Genomic DNA, 18,988 nt, shown 5'->3' with positions numbered 1-18,988 from the left:
TTGTGCATACTGCTTCCACATTGCCTCAAACGACTTCAGCTGTGGCCACGACCAGTGCGCCGGTGCACAAACATTCTGTGTGGGGAACGGCGGTCCGGTTCACATTGATTGTGACGGTGCTGTTCGGGCTGGGCTATCCACTGGCGATTACGCTTGCCGCGCATGTATTGTTTCAGCACCAGGCGGAAGGAAGCCTGATTCTGAAGAACGGGCAGGTTGTGGGATCGGAGTTGCTGGCTCAGAGCTTCACTTCAGACAAATACTTTCATCCGCGGCCTTCGGCGGCGGGCAATGGCTACGACGCGACTTCTTCGGGTGGATCGAACCTGGCGCAGTCAAATACAAAGCTGATACAGCGGATTCAAGGCGATATTGACAAGCTGAGTAAGGAATCTGGTGGCAAGCCGGTGCCGATTGATCTGGTAACGACGTCCGGATCGGGCCTCGATCCAGACATTACGCCAGATGCCGCGTATTTTCAGGCAGCGCGCGTGGCGAAGGCGCGCGGGGTGAATGCAGAGCAGATTCGTACGCTGATTGGGCAGCATATCACGGGGCGGCAGTTTGGCCTGTTGGGCGAACCGCGCGTGAATGTGCTTTTGCTGAATCTCGACCTCGACCGCATATCGGGCAAATAGAAATTTCTCCGTTGCGATTTTATACGCGTAACATATTTCCCTGTGTGGCCGCGGCCAATAGATTCTCTGTACGTCCCCTCCTAAGAGAAGTCTATGTCTCTGCGGCTTACAGCGCCATACTCGGAAGCTGTTCTCCAAGTCGCTCTCGTTGCGAGAGCGGCGAAAACAACTCCTGCAATTGTCCATCTTGTATGCATGAACGGCATTTTCCTCCGTTAAGATTGCATTTCGTAACCCTTGGCTCGCGGCAGATTGACGACCCATGCACCGAATCAAAAGAAGACACGGGATGAATACGCGAATGAATCAAATGAAAGAAATTGCCGATGGCTATGCGCGCTGATTGTGCATGCCGCTCAGCACGAGCGACAGGAATTTAGCGGGAGCAACAACAGAAGCGGAACATGCGGCAGAGAGCCTGCATGGGTAGGGCCGAATTCGAGCAATCTTTAATGGCCACTGTATCTGTCCGGTTCTGTTTGTATCGCGGCGCAGCGTTGGGACCGCGCCGCAATAAAGTGATTGTGCAGTTGAATTGGATTTTGTCAAATTCTGCGCCGGCAGTTGCGAGCCGGCGCAGAGCATGCCTGAAACGTGCTTAGAAAATAATCTTCAAAGCAAGCTGAGTGTTGTACGGTTCGCCAGAGCCGATGCCAGGCGCGCCATAGGAGACGCCGATGGTCGTGGTGCTTGTGCCGAACGCGGGGCCGTAGCCAAGGTTGTTCAGAGGCTGCGCCAGGTTGACGCGGTTTAAGACATTGAACATCTCTACGCGGAACTGCGCCGTTACCCGCTCCTTGTAGATGGGCGTGTTCTTAATCAGCGACAGATCCACGTCGCCGAAACCGGGTCCAATGACCTGGTTGCGCCCCAGATTGCCGTAGGTGGCATTCGCTGGCACAGCAAAGCTGCTCTGGTTGAGGTACTGCGCAAAAGAGTGGTTCTGCACCGAGCGATCGCTGTTGAGAGCCGGACCCGTGATATTGGCACGATCTTCACCCTCAGCCGTACCGCTGTTATCTGAGCCGGTGAGGACGTTGACCGGTTGGCCGTTCTGGAACTTGAGGATGCCGTTGACCTCCCAGCCGCGTGTCAAAATCTTCGGTCCGGACGCGAAGGTGGGAATTGCGTAGTTGAGATATGCGGAGAAGTGATTTCGGATGTCATTGTTCGCATTGCCATAGTCACCCGATAGATTGAGCGAGTTCTGCGGAATGGTGTTAAAGACGCTGGAGTCGTCCAGATTGTGGCTCCAGGCATAGGAGAACTGGCTGGTAAGACCGTGCCACGCGTTGTTTTTCAGCGTAACCTGGAGTGCGTTGTAGCTGGACGTGGCGGCGGAGTTGATCTGGTTGATGATGCCAAAGTTGGGGTACTGGTTGAAGTAGGGACGCGTGGACTGCTGGTAGCTGAACGTCGCGCCGTTCGGGCCGACAACTGTAGCGGGGTTCTGATCGCCTCCCAGCGCATTCTGGTTAATGTCCTGCAAGACGAGATTGTGACGGCTGACGGTACCCACATAGCCGACATTCAATATCCACGCCTTGTTCAGGCTCTGCTCAACGTTGAGACCGAAGAGCTGGGCGTAGGGAGTTTTGAAGTTGCGGCTGACCGAATAGATGGAGACCACATTGCTGCCCGTAGGCTCACCATCCGCAGGCGTAAAGATCGGCGTTGGCTGGTTGTAGGTCCACACCGGAATCGGTGCGCCCTCGCTGTTGACGCTGGCACCGTCGACGATCGAATAGTTTGGCTCACTGCCGGCCGGGTTGTTATTTGCGCCGCCTGCGCCGCCGTTCGGAATGCCGATATTGCCAAAGAAGGCCTGACCAGCGGGCTGGTCAAAGTAAAGGCCATAGTTGGCGCGGATGACCGTGCGCTCAGTCGCCTGGTAAGAGATTCCAAGGCGCGGTGAGAGGTTGAGTTTGTTGCTGTTGTAGATGTAATCCGGTGTTTTGCTGCCACCACCGGCCACGACGAGTCCGCCGTTGCTGGGGTCGAAGACAGAGAGGTTCGGATCGTTGGTGAAGAAGGGCTGCTGATAGTCATACCGCAGACCAATGTTGATATTCAGCTTCGGCGTGGCCTGCCAGGAGTCCTGCGCAAAGGCGCTGCCGGTGTGGGTGTAGATGAAACGTTCCTGGGTGCCGAGAGTAATGTTGGACGTGTACGCGTAGCCGGCAAGGTAGTCGGCCAGATTCAGGACGTTGGGGTCGGTGACAGAGGTATCGTTAGCCCAGGGCCCCAGCGGAGCGGGACCTGTGCCGAAGTTGAAGGCGCCACGGCCGCCCCAGTTGTAATAGAGGTCGATGTAGGCGCGGCGATACTCAAGACCGAAGCGAACCTGGTGCTTGCCGACTGTCCAGGAAAGTGTGTCCGCAATCTGGCCGGATATGTCGTTGCGGCCAGAGGTCGGCGTGATCCCGATTGAGTCAAAACCGGCGATAGTGAGCTGCGGAGCGCCAGTGAGAGCAGCGCCTGAATTGAGGCCTGCCAATGTCAGAGTATCCTGGCTGTGGTTCGCATCGGAGAATGCCTGCGTGAAGAAGTTGGCGCCTGCGGCCAGCTGGTTGGTCAGGTTGGGCCGGATGCTGTAGTTCCACACTGTGTTGAAGTTCTGGATGTGCGAAGGAACTTCCTGGAAGTACTCGGGCAGAGCTCCGCAGACGAACACGCAGTCCGGAGCCGCAGCGTAGCCCTGGCCGAAGTACCAGATGGCTGAAAGGTGGCTGCGGTCGCTGAAGTTGTGGTCGAGATGGGCCACAACATTGTGGCTATAGCCGCTTTGCGGTGCGCTGCTGGAGTAGTTGAGCGGAGTGCCGGGCAGATTGGCGATGACGCTTGGATCCCACAGCGTGCTGAGGATGGCCTGCGAGACCGGGCTGGGCTGGACGTTGTATTTGCTCAGCTCCGCGAGCGCCAGCGCCTGGTAGGCTGGCGAGGGCTCGGTGGTAGAACTGGCCTCTCCGATGACGAACTTCTGTTCCTCAAAGAGAAGGAACAGGAATGTATGGTCACGCCAGAGGGGGCCACCGACCGAACCGCCGTAGTTCTCGTTGCGCAGCGGCAGTGAAGGTGATCCGGGAGCCGTAAAGGGCGAGGCTACGGCCAGCGCCTCGTTGCGGTTGTAGTAATAAGCATTGCCGTGGAACTGATTGGTACCGGACTTGGTCGTGACGTTCAGGTTGCCACCAGGGCTGCGGCCGGATTCGCTGTTGCCCGTCGTCTGCAGCGAGTATTCGTCGAGCGCGTCAATGGGATAGACGACGCCAGCGATGCCGCTGATGCCGCCTTGGTTTACAGCATCCACGTTCAGGTACAGATCATTGTTGTCTGTGCCGTTGATGGTGTAGTTAATCTGGTTGCTGCGCGTGCCGTTGACTGAGCCCTGGTTGTTATAGCCAGCGAAGGACGGCGAGGTGCCAAGAAGTTGCGTGAAGTCGCGGCCGTTGAGCGGCACACTTTGCAACGCCTGGCCCGAGAGGGTCGTGGTCTGCGTGACGGTGGTGGTATCGAGCGAAAGGCTATCGGCTGAAACCTCAACCGTTGTGGCCGCCTGCGCGAGAGTCAGCTTGACAGGTAGCGTATAAATCTTGCCTGCAAGCACCTGCACGCCCGTGATCTCAGTGCTCTGGAAGCCGGGAGCGTCAACCTTGACTGTATAAGTGTTGGCCGGAAGGTCATTGAACGAGAACTCGCCGGCGCCGGAAGCGACCGTCTGTCGTACGACAGCAGTGGCCACTTCGGTAGCTGTCACTTTTGCGCCGGTAATGACCGCGCCCGAGGGATCAGTGATCGTGCCGTTAATACTTCCGCGGAAGGTCTGCGCCAGTGATGACACAGATGACACCAACAACAGAGCAATCAGGATAGGAAATACCTGAAGCCATCTCCAGTTTCTTTGCATAAGAACCTCCGTCAAGTGATACAGGTGGTTAGGCCCGTGATGTCGATCGAGCTGCAGCAGGACCATCGGTGGTTGTTCTATGTAGCTAAATGGACCCGCCGGCTGCGTCCCGTAGCAGTTGCAGGTACAACTTCGCTACCGATTGCATTCGAATTGCGCGTTCGCGCGTTAAAACTTGCGGGAAATCTAAAAAGACGACCAAAGAATCTGGCGACTTACGCTCATGCGCGCAGCGATCTACAGAAACAACAACGTATGCGCGGACTGATGGTCTCTATATTCATGAGTTGTTAAAGATAGTAGCACAAGCTTTCCGCAAATCAATACGTTCAACTCAGATAACCTGCACGGATATCAAAGGAAACATATTGCTGGGCTTGCCAGACGAAACTCGCGCCTTTATATGAGAAAAACTTATACCTATAAAGAAAAGATATCTGGTCCCCGCTTTGCCCTTCGTTATCACCATCTCTTACTTAATAGATGAGTTTCAGAGAAAACTGAATTTGCCGAGAGGTCCCAGCCGTTTTGCTGATCACCCCAAACCCCGAGCCTTTGATCGTGTTCGCCGGCAGGCCCATGTTCACTACGTTGAACACGTTGAAGAACTCCCCGCGGAACTGAAGATCCGCACGCTCCAGGCCACTGCTTCGATGGGCAATTGGCGTTGTCTTGATGACCGCAAAATCGAAGTCGTAATAAGCCGGTCCGCGGAAGCTATTTCGACCGAGCATTCCGAATCGCCCCGAGTTAGGTCCGGTTCCATCCTGTATCCCGATGGGAATCGAAAAGAATGTTGCGTTGGCTGCGCCGAGCCCAAAATAGTCTTCCCGTCGTCGAGTTGAGCTGTGAGCCGTCGAGAGGCTCGGTATGCCAATTTGGTCTGGCCGGTCCGCCCCAATTGTCCCTGCGCCCGTCTGCTGAATCCCTGAGTAAATGGTGAACGGCGCTCCACTGGTGATCGTCGAGATGCTCAGCATCTGCCAACCCTGAGTTAACACTCGGATCCCAGCGGGCTGATCCCCCAGGCCCTGCAAATGCAGATCCTGCGCCGCGCTCAAAGTGAAGGCGTGCGTCACGTCGAAGTTTGACGGACCTTTCTCTGTATGTGTGTCGAATGGGTTCTGCGGACTGAACAGAGATACTGCGCCCGTCGAACCTGTTCCTCCTTGCAGGCCGCTAACGTCATCTAACGATTTGCCCCAGGTGTATCCCGCCTGCAATCCCGGACCGCCGTGTCCGACCTGCCCTGCCAATGAAGTTTGCAATGCGTTATAGGACGAGTGCGCCGTATTGGTAACCACGGACTCGAACCCAAAGCCTCCGATTGCGACGCCACCACTGTCGAAGTTCGTAAACTTCGCGAATCCCGGACCCGCTCCTTGATATGCGTTTGGGTATGAAACCCGGGGAAGGCGAAACGCCGATGTTCCGACATATGCTGCATCGGCTGTCAACCCGCCGAATGCCCGCTCCAGTCCCAGCGTCCAGGTCCGGAGATACGCATTATTGAAGCGGCGATCAATCCCACTCAGATTCAGCAGAGACAGCTGATTGCTCGGTGACAGTGCCGCGAGATCTTCCTGGTATCGATTCACGTCCATCACCGTGTTCGCTGGAACTTTCTTCGTATCGCCACTGGCTAACACGTTCCCGCCATCCGGCGTATAGACCTGCGGTAGTTCGTTGGGTGTGATCTGGAATCCGTACGCAATTTCGCCGTTCTTCGTCGCATTGACGCGCGGATAGATCACGAACGGTGTTGATCCTGTGAGAAAGTTGTCCTGCCAGATGTTCGGTGGAATCACAGTGATCGCTCCACCTACATGCACATGCACCGCTCGTGGCGCATTCCAATTCACCTGCACACGGGGCCCCCAGCCATTCCAACCCGTCTGATAGCCAGGTTGAGGGTTGATCAGATACTCCTGTCCAACTCCGGTCGGAGGAGACGCGTCTAGAAAACCCGCTGTCCGCTTTGCTCGTTCAGTTATCGGTGTGTATAACTCATACCGCAGCCCGTAATCGAGCGCCCATTGCTGGTTGATTTTCCAAGTGTCCTGCACATAGACATTCACGTCGTTCCTGTTGATTGCCGCCGGCCCAATGTGTGCTCCGTTCGACAAATAGGGCGGAGCGACCGCGATTGTGTATCCATACGGGTACCCGATCAGCAAACTGCTCAGCGTATCCGGCAAGGGATCGCCCACCTGCACGTTGTGCTCTCCGGACCCAGAAGGAATAAACACCGGCGAATAGACCGTTCCACCGCCGAAGTCGTATTCCCCGTTCGGACTGATACCGAAATAGGTCGTGTCTCGATTGAGGCGTGCCTCTATACCCCACTTCACCGCATGCTGATGTGTCGTCCAAACGAAATTCAGCTGTCCGTGGAACAGGTTGCCGAATGCGGACATTACCGATCCCGCCGCTGAATTAAATGCCTCGTAGAGGCCATCCGTGAACTTCAGTGCCGGGTCGGTGTAGTTCTGTGTCGGAAATGATGGAGTCGTTCGCGTAATGCTCAGTGATGACGACCAGAGTAATCGCGGCGATACTGTGCGCGTATAGGTGAATACTACGTTTCGTTGTCTATCTACATACTGCACACCGAAGGTCGGATCGAGCAATGTCTGGTCGGGATTGGTCGTAGGTCCCGTCAGGTTATCGTAGTTGAATCGACCAAGAAACTGCCCCTTCTCTCCCAACTTTTGATCGATGCGAATTGAGAACTGATCTGCATCTGTGTCGACCTTCGACGGTGCCGCGTATGTTCGAGTCCCATATGCACCGGTCGGGTTGTTCGGAAGCGGGTAACGGGCCAGTACAGCTGCAATCTCAGGATTAACATTCACATGCAGAGTGTCCGTGCTACCGTCCGGATAGGTCACCGTGTCCTGGCCTTCCCGCTCATCTGCTGTCGGCACGGCGAGCACCTGTGTGGTTCCAAGGACCTGCCGGAACCCTTGATACTGCCCAAAATAAAACGTACGGCCGCGCCCGTCGTAGACGTGGGGCAGCACGACTGATCCACCGTTGGTGAATCCGAATTCATTCCTTCGGAATGGCGGGATGCGGCCCGGTTCCGCAATTGACGGGTGATCGAAATAATTCCGTGCATCAAGAGCGGAGTTTCTTATGAACTCGAAGAATGATCCGTGAAACCCACTCTGACCCGACCGTGTCACGATGTTTGTGAAACCGGCCGCACCCCGTCCGATCTCGGCCGGCATCCAGCCCGAACTTGATTGCAGATCCTGAATCGCATCCACATTGAAATTCGTGAATGTGCTCCCGCCCATCTCCGGATCGCTGATATCCGCTCCATCCATCGCGAACACTGCTTCGACACCACGCTGTCCATTGATCGCAAACTGCTGCGTAAAGTTCGTAGCCCCATTCGCGTCCGTCATGGTGCCTGCCGCCAGCAGGAGCAGCGTGCTGAAGTCGCGTCCATTCAACGGCAACTCGTTTACCTTTTGACTTGAGAGTTTCTCGCCGCCCTTCTGATCCGTCTGCTGCGGCGTAGCCACTGTGATTTCACTGCTATTCGACACTGTGATCACTACGGCAGGCGAGTCCGAGGTCAAAGTAATAGTCTGCGCGTAAGTGAGGGCCGTTCCATCCGCAACGATCGTGAGCTTGTACTTTCCGGCCGGCAAAGCAGCAAGAGAAAAGCTCCCATCGGCGGGCGTGGTTGATTCAGCGGTGGAAGCTCCTTTCAGCCGCACTTTGGCCCCGACAATCGGAGTTCCGACACTGTTCTTCACAAGACCACGCCATATCGCGGAGGTGCTCTGTTCCTGCGCGAAAAGTGGTACTGTTAACGCCAATACAAGCATCAGCATCCGCCCGGCAGAGCATCGAGTTCTTTTAGAAGTCCCACCCATCGTGTCTTCCAATTGCCTCTCTGCCCTGTGATTAAGTTATTACTGGCTTGATACTGGGGCTCCGCTTGATGCCATAACGACGGGTCAGCCAAGCGCAAACGGGATCGTCGAAGTACTTCAGAGTAATCCAAGCCACAAAGATCACAAATGGAATATGCAAGAAATCCATATCAGCTTCACGTCCATGCTCGGATGCCTCGTCCATCCAGCAAGTGTTCTTTATCACTACCCGTACGGTCGACAGTAATGGCAACATTCATCGGACAATTCTCCACAATTCGGGCTCGCGCATCTCTCTATGCGCGTTTTTGAGCGACGGATGTTTCAGCGAATCACAAGACTTGCGGTCAAAGGCGTGTCGTCCGAGGAACTCCCGGCCAGCACTTGATATTCGCCCGGGGACAGGTTCCAAGCGTTCTTCTCTTCATCAAAGGTCTTCAACACCCGGTCATCGATCGTAACCGTAACGGTCTGAGATTCGCCAGGAGCAAGCGTGATTCGCTTCCACCCGACAAGCCGCTTGAAGGATTCGTCTGAGCCTTTCGGAAGCCGCCCATAGACCTCAGTAATCTCGGTGCCGGTTAGCTTGCCGGTGTTCTTAACAGTGAAGCGCGCAGTCCTGGCAGTTGAATCGACAGACAGGCCGGAATATGCGTAGGTGGTGTAAGACAAACCGAAGCCGAAGGAAAACAGTGGCTTCTTATTCTGTGCTTCATACCACTTGTAGCCAACCTCAGGCCCCTCATCGTAGTGAACAGCGTAACCGGCGCGAGCCGAAGCATTCGCTGTAGGCGCACCGTTGTCGGCAACATCTCCAGCGTGGACCTGGCTCTCGGATGGAATCTTAGGCGCATCAGGATGCGGAAGATCCGCTTCGCTTTTCGGGAAAGACAGCGGGAGCTTGCCCGCCGGATTGACGTCTCCAACGAGCACGTTTGCCAGCGCTTTGTGTCCTGAACTTCCGGCGTACCAAGCCTCGACTACGCCCGCTACTTTGTCGATCCAGGGCATCGTGACGACGGTGCCAGTTTCGAGCACGACGATGGTATGAGGATTCGCCGCAGCCACCTGTTCGATCAATGCATCCTGGTTATTCGGAAGCGAAAGGCTCGGCACATCCATGTCTTCTGCCAGCCACTGATATGCAAAAACAATCGCAAGATCAGCAGACTTGGCGAGATTCGCAGCCGACTTCGGATCTGTTCCCGGATCGAAACCAATCTTTGCATTCGGCAGCTTCGTCTGAAGCGCCTTTAAGGGAGAGGTTGGGAACCAAACGGGCTTCTGCCAGATCGTCGCGCCTTTACCAGGTGGCATGATGGCATTGCCGCCGGGAGGATCGACTTGCGCAGATCCTCCACCGGAGATCATCCCGACGTCAGCATGCCCGCCAATGATCGCAATGGTCTGAACCTTGGAGACATTAATCGGAAGCACCGTTGGACTGTTCTTCAGGAGAACAATGCTTTTCTCCTCAATCTCTTTTGAGACTTCAAGTCCTTTTTCAACGTCTACCACGCCCTTCTGTGGCGGATCGTCGACAATCCCGGATAGAAACTCTGCGTACAGGATCCTGCGCGCATGTTCGTCAATTTCAGACAGCGGAACTTTGCCGGCTTCAACTGCTTCTTTCAGCTTTGGACCAAAGAAGTCGGCCATCGGCTGTTCCTGATCAAGACCCGCTGCGGATGCCTTTTCGGTACTGTGTGTTCCACCCCAGTCGGAAATGACAAATCCCTTGAAGCCCCACTCATTCTCGAGCACATCGCGCAACGTGTAGGAGTTTTCACAACCGAAGTCGCCATTGATCCGGTTGTAGGAACACATCACTGCACCGGGATTCGCGATGGAAATGGCGATATGAAATGCGAGCAGATCAGATTCCTGCATCGCCCGCTTCGAGATGACGGCGTTCACAAAGAAACGCCCCGTCTCCTGATCATTCATCACGTAGTGCTTGATGTCGCCGACCACATGCTGTGCTTGTTCGCACCTCATGAGCTTGCCAACGACGGTACCCGCCAGGAGTGGATCTTCACCCGCATACTCGAAGCTGCGTCCGTTTCGTGGCTCGCGGACTAAATCTACCCCGCCTCCCAACGTCATGTTGAACCCTTGCGCTCGGAGTTCCTGGCCAATTAGAGTGCCGAAGTCGCAAGCGGAGTCTTGATCCCAACTTGCCGAAGCGCCTAAGCTCGAAGGCATAGCTGTTGAATACCTTCCGTTCGCCCCGCTGTCTCTCACGCCATAGCCAGCATCGGAAATTACCAGGGGAGGAATTCCCAGGCGCTTGACGCCCTCAACGTATCCCGCACCTCCGTCGGTAAGGTGTGACAGAGGCATCTGCCACTGGGCCGCGTGAGCCATCCCGTTTCCGTGCAGTAAAGCCAGCTTCTCGTCGAGAGTGAGCTGCTTGAGAACCATATCGGCACGTTTTTCCGGGGAGAGTTTAGGATTCATCCACGGCCCGTCTGGGACCTGAGCGGCGGCTATCGAGGTTGCAATGACGGTGCAAAGGAGGTAAAAACCAAACCTGCGATTCTGCATTTGTCTCCCGACGGGACTCATTTGTGCCCTTCTATTCCGTTTTGAAGTATGAATTTGGCATTGCTGGTGTGAAGCTCCTGTAGGTACGAAACTCCGTCCACGACGGATGTGACCACGCCGGTTCGGTCCTGTTTTCCCTCAATCACGCGCGATAGAATCTTGAATGTCTTTTCGTCTTCCGTCTTGATGGTCAACGTCACTCGCGATTTCGAGGTTGCGCTCCAGGTGACCTCGTATATTCCCCGAGGAAGCTGAATGCTCCCTGCTCGGGCGGCGGTGGCAAGATAGAACGTCTGAGAGTTTTGGGCAGCCATCAGAGTGGCCGAAAACAGAATCGACAAGAGGGCGAATCCTGGAATGCATCTCATTCAAAGTCCCTCCAATTCGTCGAGGGATCCTATCGGATCCTCAGAGAACTCTAGAGCACACTCAGATTAAAGAGAGATGATTGTTTTTATAAGCTGCATCGTGCATCAGACGGTGCGGGAGCGCGTTTAAGTGTCGTATTTGCAATGCAATACGGAAGGGACGGAGCGCGGTTTTGAGGGATGTATGATACAGCCATTGCGGTACAGAAACGTCTTACCACGTCTCCACAGCAACAACTGTTGGCGGTCCGGGGTGGCCTTCAATCACATTCGCTTCTATGACTGCCTCCAGATTCAGCTGGTCCCAGTTCTTCGGAGCCTTCTGTAACATTGCGGCCAGATACGCAGGATTCGACACTACCTCGCTTGCCGCCTCAGTTCCTTCGCCCAGAATACCTGCCAGGATGATCACCGGCTGTCCGGATACCTGGTCATGAATTCGAGCGACAACGGCGTAGTCCCGTGCAAGGCTTTTCATTGGAACCTGCCATTGAAGCGTCCAGATTCTCTTGGGTACACTCTTGCGATCTACCACTTTGCGAACGTGATTGTCATATTCGAAGCCAATCGGCAAATCCTGGGTTATGCGCATCGTCCAGGGATTGTCAAAAGCGCCAATCATGACGGACGGGCCTTCACGCAATTGAGCGAAGCCCGTCTCCGAAGCTGCTAATACACGAAATTCGCCGTTTTTCGGTACAAGGGGTGCGATCGAACGCGCAAGCGTGATGACATCGTAAACATTCAAACTGCCACTCTCTCCAGCGGGGACCGCGGGGATCGTTCTGCTTTGGAGATCGACAGAGTCAGTAGGCACGCCCAGGCAGTACGTAACGCGGCTGGACGTGGCGGTGAGTGGCTCCCAAAAGCGGTCCATATTTGAAAGACCGCTGGGGCGTGCGGCCTGTCCCGGGAATCTTACACGGCCTATACCGAACCCCAAGAGCCCCGCAACAACTAGAGCAACCGCAACTGGTATCCAAGCATGTACAGTACGACCTGCAGATCCTTTACGGGAAACTGCCAGGCGAGCTTCCGGCTCTACCCGACCTTGAGGGATTGCCTCAGGTGACTCGTAGACCAACTGAGTATCGGTTCGAATGGCCGGATGGGGCGAAGGCTCACGAAATAGCGGAACATATGAGCCGGCCAGCAACTCGATGATCAACTCTCCCGCATGATCGGGGCTGTAATAGTACTGAATAAGCCTCTTTCGAACCTCAGCTGCGGTCGTGCGAACTACAGGGTCGAGATTCACATCGTAGTTTGGTTCACGTCCGAAGGCCTCGACGCCAATTGTTCTCTCTTTTAATTCGCCGGAGTTGCCCAGCAAGGCTTGTTCTACCGTATACGCCAGCAAGACTGGGTATCGCTTGCTATTTGTGAACAAGGGGTGCCCGAGGAGGCGGTTCAGTTGTTCGCGAACCAGAGCGGCATTGGATGTAACCTCGTTGTGGCCGGGCATTCAGAGTGTTCCTCGGGTTCAAATTGAGCTTGCGTTGAGCGCATAGAGCTTACTTTGAGTGTATGCAGCAATAAGACTAAACTCGCAAGCTTCCTATTCTAACGGCAGCACTTCTCGATCTCCGCAGATCTTTTTAGCAATTGAAAATCTTCGAAAATGAAATTCGCCGCATACCAAGCAATTCATGGGCGGCAAAGGTTCGAGTCGGGGCCGAGATGCAGCATCCTGCATGCCTGACAGAAAGGACTCCGGTCAGAAAGCCTTCCACCACCAGGCATTGGGACGGCTGAAGCGCAAGTTCGGCCAGACCAATCCTCGATTCACATTGTTCTAACTGGAGACATCTGGGGAAAGAAGGCACACCGCGCATCACATAAGTCAGTTTGCAGAAGCGCCTTACTGTGCCACCTTGAGCGCGGCCGAAGCAGCCCTGGTTCGGCGCTTAGAGAACATGCCCGGATGGTTCCATCCTGGCCCACTTGTAAACGGCTTTGGTGCGGGCGGAGGGAATTGAACCCTCACGGCCTTGCGGCCTGCGGATTTTCATACCACTTCGGCTTTCACCGCCCCGTAAGTGCGGGTTCGTGGTCTGGACTATACCTTCACCATTCCTCACACGAGGTTTAGGTGCTGCCCGTCTAGTCTCTACACCGTCCCGGATATGCTTCCGGGCTTGGCTCGGGATTGCCATTTCAGGTTTCCCCGACTTTGAGCAGTTCTACGCCGTCGGTTTCCCGACGGGCACTCAACGTTGCTTAAGTCCGCTGCGTCTGCCATTTCGCCACGCCCGCAGAAAGTGGCCACACAATCCGATCATAGAACAAGCTTGCTCACTCACCCCGTTTTAAGTCCGCTGCGTCTGCCAATTTTGCCATTCGGGCTCTGAGGCGTGCATCATGTGGAACAACTTATGCGCGAGCAGAAATCAACGACCGAGCACCTGAGGCAATTTTACCGTGCCACTGAGATTTGCATATCAAAGAGCGTTCCATCTGATTTGGGTTTGCGAGGAGGCTTGTCCCAATGACGGTATATTTCCTCAAGGGACCGTCCAGAGCTGACGCTATTGGGAGCTTCTTCGAGAATGTCTCCGGGATGTCCATTTCGTGCGAATGAATCGGGTTCCTTGACCAGATCCCAGATGGTTTTTTCCTCGTTTTGAAGTTTGTCAGGCCGCCTCTTCAGTATCCAGATACCCTTAAGCTTTTCTCCGCGTAAGGTGAATCGAAGATAACCATTTCGTAGGCTTGCATCTACATCGGCACATTCAGATAGCGGCCTCCACATACCGATGTCCCAGAACATGATCGTGCCTGCGCCGTACTTCCCTTTCGCAATCACTCCTTCAAAGCTCAAATACTCTCTACGATGATCTTCGACCTGAATGGCCTCGCGACGCTCTCCGGTGCGCTCGCTTGGACCGAGCGGAATGGCCCAGCTCTTAAGCACACCATTCCATCCGAGTCGCAAGTCGTAATGCAGACGCCTGGCATCATGTTTCTTCATGCCATATTGCTGGAAGTGAGTGGCAGTATCGGGCACCCGAATCTCCTCCTCCACATATTTTCCATAAAAACATCATCGCGTCCGGCAGACGCAGGTAATGGGACAGGATAGGGTTCCGTGTTCGGACTATTGCGGGCTTCGATAGCAGATATTCTCGCCCTCGAGCTGATACTCAGCGGAGCAAAAATCGCCTCCACAGATCATCGGCTCAAATCCGCAAAGCTGACGACGCGTGATTAGGCCCATGGTTCCACAACGGGGGCATGACATAACAGCTACATAGGGATTCTGTGCGTTGCCGAGCTTGGTCTGGTTCTCCAGCACGAATACTGTGCCGGGGTCCATCCGCTCAGGAATCCACTCCTCCAGAAACTGCAAATCGGCTGACACTGACATCCTGCCCTCCCATATTGCCATTCGGCGTTGAGATGCAACTGAGCCCGGGCAATTATGCACATGGCTCTGTTGTCTTGCAGAAGCAGTTACGAAGGCTACAGCTCAAAGTGATTGAGACGCTCTGAGCCGAAAACAGTCTTGCTGTTGGACGCACACCGAGTCAATTAGAATCGCGCATATTCATTGGCTAGCGGGGTACCGGAGTGCCAATCTGGTAATAACACTTTAGTGGCTATTGCGCTGCGGCCTCGCCTCGCGTACCTGCCGTGGCAGCAGTGTCGATGGAACGATAGATTTCCTTGTTGCGCTCGATGGCCTGCACATACTCGCGGGTCTGCGTGAAAGGAATGGATTCCACGAATTCATCCATACCGTGATAAGGGCCTGCAGCCTGCCAATCCACCACGCGCGACTCTCCCGCATTGTAGGCAGCCAGCGCATATTCCTCTACGCCGCCAAAGCGATCGAGAAGCTGCTTGAGATAGCGGCATCCAAGACGGATATTCATTTCTGGATTCAAAAGCTGGAAGGTCTGGAAACCGGAGACTCCTTCCTGATGAGCAAGATTCTTGCCCTCGTATGGCTCGATCTGCATCAGTCCCCAGGCGTTGGCGTATGAGACAACGGAAGGATTGAACTCCGATTCCTGGCGGATGAGTGACGCGACAAGATACGGGTCGAGGCCGTTTTTGGCCGACTCGGTTTTGACAGTCTCCCACCACGCTTCCGGAAAGAGAATCCTCCAGTAGGCCAGCGGAATGGATTTGATGGGTGCTGAAGCCGCGTAAGGAATCGCACGCTTCAACGCACGCATGGCGCGGTACGTTTCACCAAAGGAGGCGTAGATCTGCGCTTCGGCCAGCGCGCTCCAGCCGGATGAATCAGGGTCAGCAGCAATCTCCTGCCCGACGAATTCATTCAGGCCGGCGTTGGCCAACAGGCGCGCCTTGGCGATATGCGGGCTGTCAGGGGGAGCGGCCTCATCGAGGTGCGGAATTACAGGTGTCTGGAAGGCATCCAGCTGCGGAAGCGAAACAGCCTGCACCTGCCCGAGCGCGACGAGACGCTGCCGGGCCATCTGCGCGTAAAAGAAGTGCTGATACGTGCGAACGACAGCCTTGTAATTGGCGACAGCAACAGCCGGCTTGTGGTCCTCCATCTCATACAAGCGCCCGCGCCAATAAAGCGCCGCGGAGGTATCGGGTGAGCTGGGGAAGAGTCGAATCTGATCGTCGAAGATCTTTGCTGCATCAGCGTAAAGACCCTGACGATAGTTGAGCCATCCAGCTCGCCAGTGGGCAGCAGAGGCGTTTTTGCTGGCCGGGAAGTGTGCGGCAAGATAGCCGTAGTAGCTCGCGGCGCTCGCATAATCCTTTTTGAGCAGGTACATGTTGCCGCTCGAAAAGAGAGCTTCAGCCAGCCATTGGCTCTGCGGAAAGCGTTGTTTCAATTCCTCGACAAGCTGCTGTTGGCCGGTTTCATTCTGGTGATCACGGGCCAACTCCATCAGGAGGTAAAGCCTGCGCGCACCATTGTCATCATTGGTGTCGGGCAGTGCGCGGGCCTGCGCGTCGGTCAGCCGCTTCAGCTTCCAATCGCAGCCCGCTGCTGCCACCAAGAAGCCGTTGCGCGTGTTGGCATCGAGCGTGGCGTTGCGAGCCAGCGCGCGGTACTGATCGCCTGCCAGTGCGTACTTGCCTGCGTTGTAATATGCATCGCCAAGGCTGCGAAGTTCAGCGGTGGTAAGGCTGGTTTCTGCGCCTGCTGCGGTGAGCTTGGCGCGCGCCGCTTCGGCTTCCTGGCTGAGCGGATGATGCAACAGGAGGTGCTTGTAGACGGCAATGGCGTCTGCTTCCCTGCCCAGTGCGGAGTCGATTTTGGCCTGCGTCAGCTCGAAAGAAGACTTTTCGTGGGCGGCATCTCCCGCATTCTGCAGCGCGAGCTGAGCACCGGCGGTGTCACCCAGATTGAGAAGAATGTTAGCTTCAAGATCAGCCGATGCGGCGACAAAGATCGAATCCGGATAACGGCCGGCGAAGCCCTTAATGAGCGATTCAGCAGCAGAATCGTTGCCGGAGACGTGCTCGTTCATGGCGCCAAGGTAATCCGAGTAGTCGGCCAATACATCGCTGGCCTGCTTTGCCTGGCGCAGGGCGGCGGCAGCGTCCGAGTAACGTTTGTCCTGCTGATACGCAAAGCCGAGCGAGAGATACGCGGCTCCGGCGGCGTCGCCGGTGTGGCTGTGGGCGTAATTTGCAACGCCGGAGTAGGCAGAAGGCGTGCGCAGTGTGATGAGCTGCTGCGCCATGGGCCGCAGTTCGCTTGAAGCGACAAATGCCTGATGGATGCGGGCCGTCTGCGCGGTGGAGCGGGCGGTTCTGGTGGTCTTACGTGTGGATTTGCGGCCTGTGCTGGACCGCGTTGTAGCGCTTCCGGATTTATGTGTTGCGGTAGAGGATGTCTTCTTCTTCTTTTTGGCGGCTGTTGAATTCTTGCTTGAGCTGCTGCTTTTGCTGTCGGTCGTGCTTTGGCTGGATGCCGCATACAACTCCGATGACACAGAGGCGACCAGAGCCGCGGCCAGAATCAGCGCACCGGCAAAACGGCTCAGAATAGGAAGAGAGGTTGGGGGGTTCTGCACTCTCATATATCCACTCTAAGCGGATTGGAAGCGGTGATTGCGGATTTGAGGCTGCGGAGTAGTAGAAAGTGTGGATTTGGAACCAATGTTTCAAACTGGCGCGCTGATTTGCTGCGGTTGAATTTTGATTTCGATCGGAATTTCGCGAGTTATCCTGTGCAGCACAGTTTCCGAAGTGATTTGATTTGTGCCTGTTGCGGACGATTGCACAGCTTCTGCAGAAATCTTTATGCGATTTTCATTCCGAGACTGTGCAATCCAGACTTCCAGAATTTCACTGTGCCAGTGAAAAAGGGTGGGGGAGGGGTCCCCTCCCCCACCCTTAATGACGACGGCCCGAATCCGTATGGATTCGGGCCGTCTTTTTTCTCTGCTGATTATGAGTGTTTCACAAACGGGCCTAATTCTATGCAAACTATCTGAAGAGCTGAGACGGTACGAAAGGACAATGGACTTTGGTAATGCGTCAGGTTACAGGTGCGTCTGTCTCTTACCGGCGGACATATCCTGAGCGATGCGTGCTGCGCCGGAGAACCTCCTGCTTTGATCGAACTCAAGGCAGGCACTCAGTGCACCAGCATAGGAATCTCTCGCTCAATCAGTTCCATGGTCGTCGTATAACGAAGCCGCTTTTCGGGGCTGTCAGCGTTCTCGGCCTTCTCGGCTAGCTCGGCCAACGAGGGCTTTATACGCAAAGGCAAATCGCGCCAATAGTACTTCAGATCGTCATGCTTCCAGTCCGCATAGGTGGTTTCCCAGGTTCGTCCGCCTTTAGCCCGGTTGGGAAACACGATCTCGAGCGGTGAGACGGCTTCGTCATAGCTTTGAAACCGGCAATCCACCGAACAACGGAGCTGATTGGAGGTACTCAGCGTGGATCTATGCACCGTCAAGCTGTGAAAGATTGCCACATCGCCTGCATTGATCCGGCCGCCTACCCAATCGCCTCCCGGGGCAGCTTCCGGCTTGATGTATCCGTCGGTGCATTGAAGCCCAGAAAGATGCGACGCTTCCTTGATCTCGAGCGTCCCCTGTCCCAGCAGGCAATCGTGCATCGGCATCCACGCTGTATAGCTTTCGGAGCTTCCCGCAATTCCCGAGTTGTCCTGATGCGCATGTAAAAGGGCCGCTTCGCAGTTGGGAAAAATGATCCGTGCAATGGGCTTGGGATGAACCAAAAGGCGCGGCCCCACAAGTCGCTTCATCACATCGGTCAATACGGGATGATGCTTCAACGCGTGGAGCCGCTCCAGACAGAACGCGCGATTTGCGGCCTGCTTGTATTTCGGATCCGGATCGAAGCACGCCATTGCGGAATTCGCGAGGCGGTCCGATGGTGCGGACCCCTCGATCATCCAGCCCTCGTCTGAGGCAATGCCGATCATATCGTTGAGGAGCTGTTCGAGGACCTCTTTCGGCATCAGATCTCGGATGAAGACGTATCCGTAAGTTTCCATCTCACTCTTGAGAGATACGGAATCCAGATCTCCGGCCAAGATCGCGCGAAATGATTTCATCTATCTCCAGAGAACAACTGTTTCGATGCCGCTTAGCTTACCCTCCCAGGGGCTCAATATCCGTCATTTCCATGTCACCAGATTGTCTCAATCGTGTTGGCGATTAGCCTCGC

At 55.3% G+C, this 18,988-nt stretch carries 10 protein-coding genes; 1 reads left to right on the top strand and 9 read right to left on the bottom strand.

What is annotated here, in order from left to right; all coding sequences use genetic code 11:
- The first annotated feature begins 2 nt into the window (after positions 1–2).
- A complete protein-coding gene (gene kdpC / locus VO84_RS00995) occupies positions 3–638 on the top strand; it encodes a potassium-transporting ATPase subunit KdpC (RefSeq protein WP_331458378.1) in 636 nt (211 codons plus the stop codon).
- Positions 639–1,236: 598 nt separating this feature from the next.
- Here the strand turns inward: kdpC and VO84_RS00990 are convergent.
- The 9 genes from VO84_RS00990 to VO84_RS00945 form a co-directional block, all read right to left on the bottom strand.
- A complete protein-coding gene (locus VO84_RS00990) occupies positions 1,237–4,488 on the bottom strand; it encodes a TonB-dependent receptor domain-containing protein (protein WP_197413843.1) in 3,252 nt (1,083 codons plus the stop codon).
- Between the two features lie 533 nt (positions 4,489–5,021).
- The gene (locus VO84_RS00985) at positions 5,022–8,315 is read right to left on the bottom strand and encodes a TonB-dependent receptor (RefSeq protein ID WP_231737729.1); all 3,294 of its coding nucleotides are present in this window, start codon (positions 8,313–8,315) and stop codon (positions 5,022–5,024) included.
- Between the two features lie 444 nt (positions 8,316–8,759).
- Complete coding sequence (locus tag VO84_RS00975; protein ID WP_058185410.1) at positions 8,760–10,982, bottom strand: glycoside hydrolase family 3 C-terminal domain-containing protein; 2,223 nt, start codon at positions 10,980–10,982, stop codon at positions 8,760–8,762.
- A gap of 17 nt (positions 10,983–10,999) precedes the next feature.
- Complete coding sequence (locus VO84_RS00970; protein ID WP_058185409.1) at positions 11,000–11,350, bottom strand: hypothetical protein; 351 nt, start codon at positions 11,348–11,350, stop codon at positions 11,000–11,002.
- 214 nt (positions 11,351–11,564) lie between these two features.
- Positions 11,565–12,815 carry a hypothetical protein gene (locus VO84_RS00965; protein ID WP_058185408.1) on the bottom strand — a complete coding sequence of 417 codons (1,251 nt, stop codon included), beginning with the start codon at positions 12,813–12,815 and terminating at the stop codon, positions 11,565–11,567.
- A 951-nt stretch (positions 12,816–13,766) separates the two neighbouring features.
- Complete coding sequence (locus VO84_RS00960; RefSeq protein ID WP_157439646.1) at positions 13,767–14,357, bottom strand: DNA polymerase ligase N-terminal domain-containing protein; 591 nt, start codon at positions 14,355–14,357, stop codon at positions 13,767–13,769.
- A 90-nt stretch (positions 14,358–14,447) separates the two neighbouring features.
- Positions 14,448–14,717 carry a hypothetical protein gene (locus VO84_RS00955; RefSeq protein ID WP_231737728.1) on the bottom strand — a complete coding sequence of 90 codons (270 nt, stop codon included), beginning with the start codon at positions 14,715–14,717 and terminating at the stop codon, positions 14,448–14,450.
- Positions 14,718–14,949: 232 nt separating this feature from the next.
- Positions 14,950–17,364, bottom strand: a complete 2,415-nt coding sequence (locus VO84_RS00950) for a lytic transglycosylase domain-containing protein (RefSeq protein WP_082661581.1) — start codon at positions 17,362–17,364, stop codon at positions 14,950–14,952.
- 560 nt (positions 17,365–17,924) lie between these two features.
- Positions 17,925–18,875, bottom strand: a complete 951-nt coding sequence (locus VO84_RS00945; protein ID WP_058185405.1) for a phytanoyl-CoA dioxygenase family protein — start codon at positions 18,873–18,875, stop codon at positions 17,925–17,927.
- Positions 18,876–18,988: the final 113 nt, after the last annotated feature.

The organism is Occallatibacter gabretensis (genome assembly GCF_001449115.1).
GTDB lineage: Bacteria > Acidobacteriota > Terriglobia > Terriglobales > Acidobacteriaceae > Telmatobacter > Telmatobacter gabretensis.
Note: the sequence above shows the minus strand (reverse complement) of the source record. Positions and strands in the feature narration are given on the sequence as shown.

What these genes read in the sequence shown, in the direction of transcription:
- VO84_RS00970 (WP_058185409.1), bottom strand. Translation starts at nt 11,350, where the DNA reads ATGAGATGCATTCCAGGATTCGCCCTCTTGTCGATTCTGTTTTCGGCC.
- VO84_RS00945 (WP_058185405.1), bottom strand. Translation starts at nt 18,875, where the DNA reads ATGAAATCATTTCGCGCGATCTTGGCCGGAGATCTGGATTCCGTATCT.
- VO84_RS00975 (WP_058185410.1), bottom strand. Translation starts at nt 10,982, where the DNA reads ATGCAGAATCGCAGGTTTGGTTTTTACCTCCTTTGCACCGTCATTGCA.
- VO84_RS00955 (WP_231737728.1), bottom strand. Translation starts at nt 14,717, where the DNA reads ATGTCAGTGTCAGCCGATTTGCAGTTTCTGGAGGAGTGGATTCCTGAG.
- VO84_RS00965 (WP_058185408.1), bottom strand. Translation starts at nt 12,815, where the DNA reads ATGCCCGGCCACAACGAGGTTACATCCAATGCCGCTCTGGTTCGCGAA.
- VO84_RS00950 (WP_082661581.1), bottom strand. Translation starts at nt 17,364, where the DNA reads ATGAGAGTGCAGAACCCCCCAACCTCTCTTCCTATTCTGAGCCGTTTT.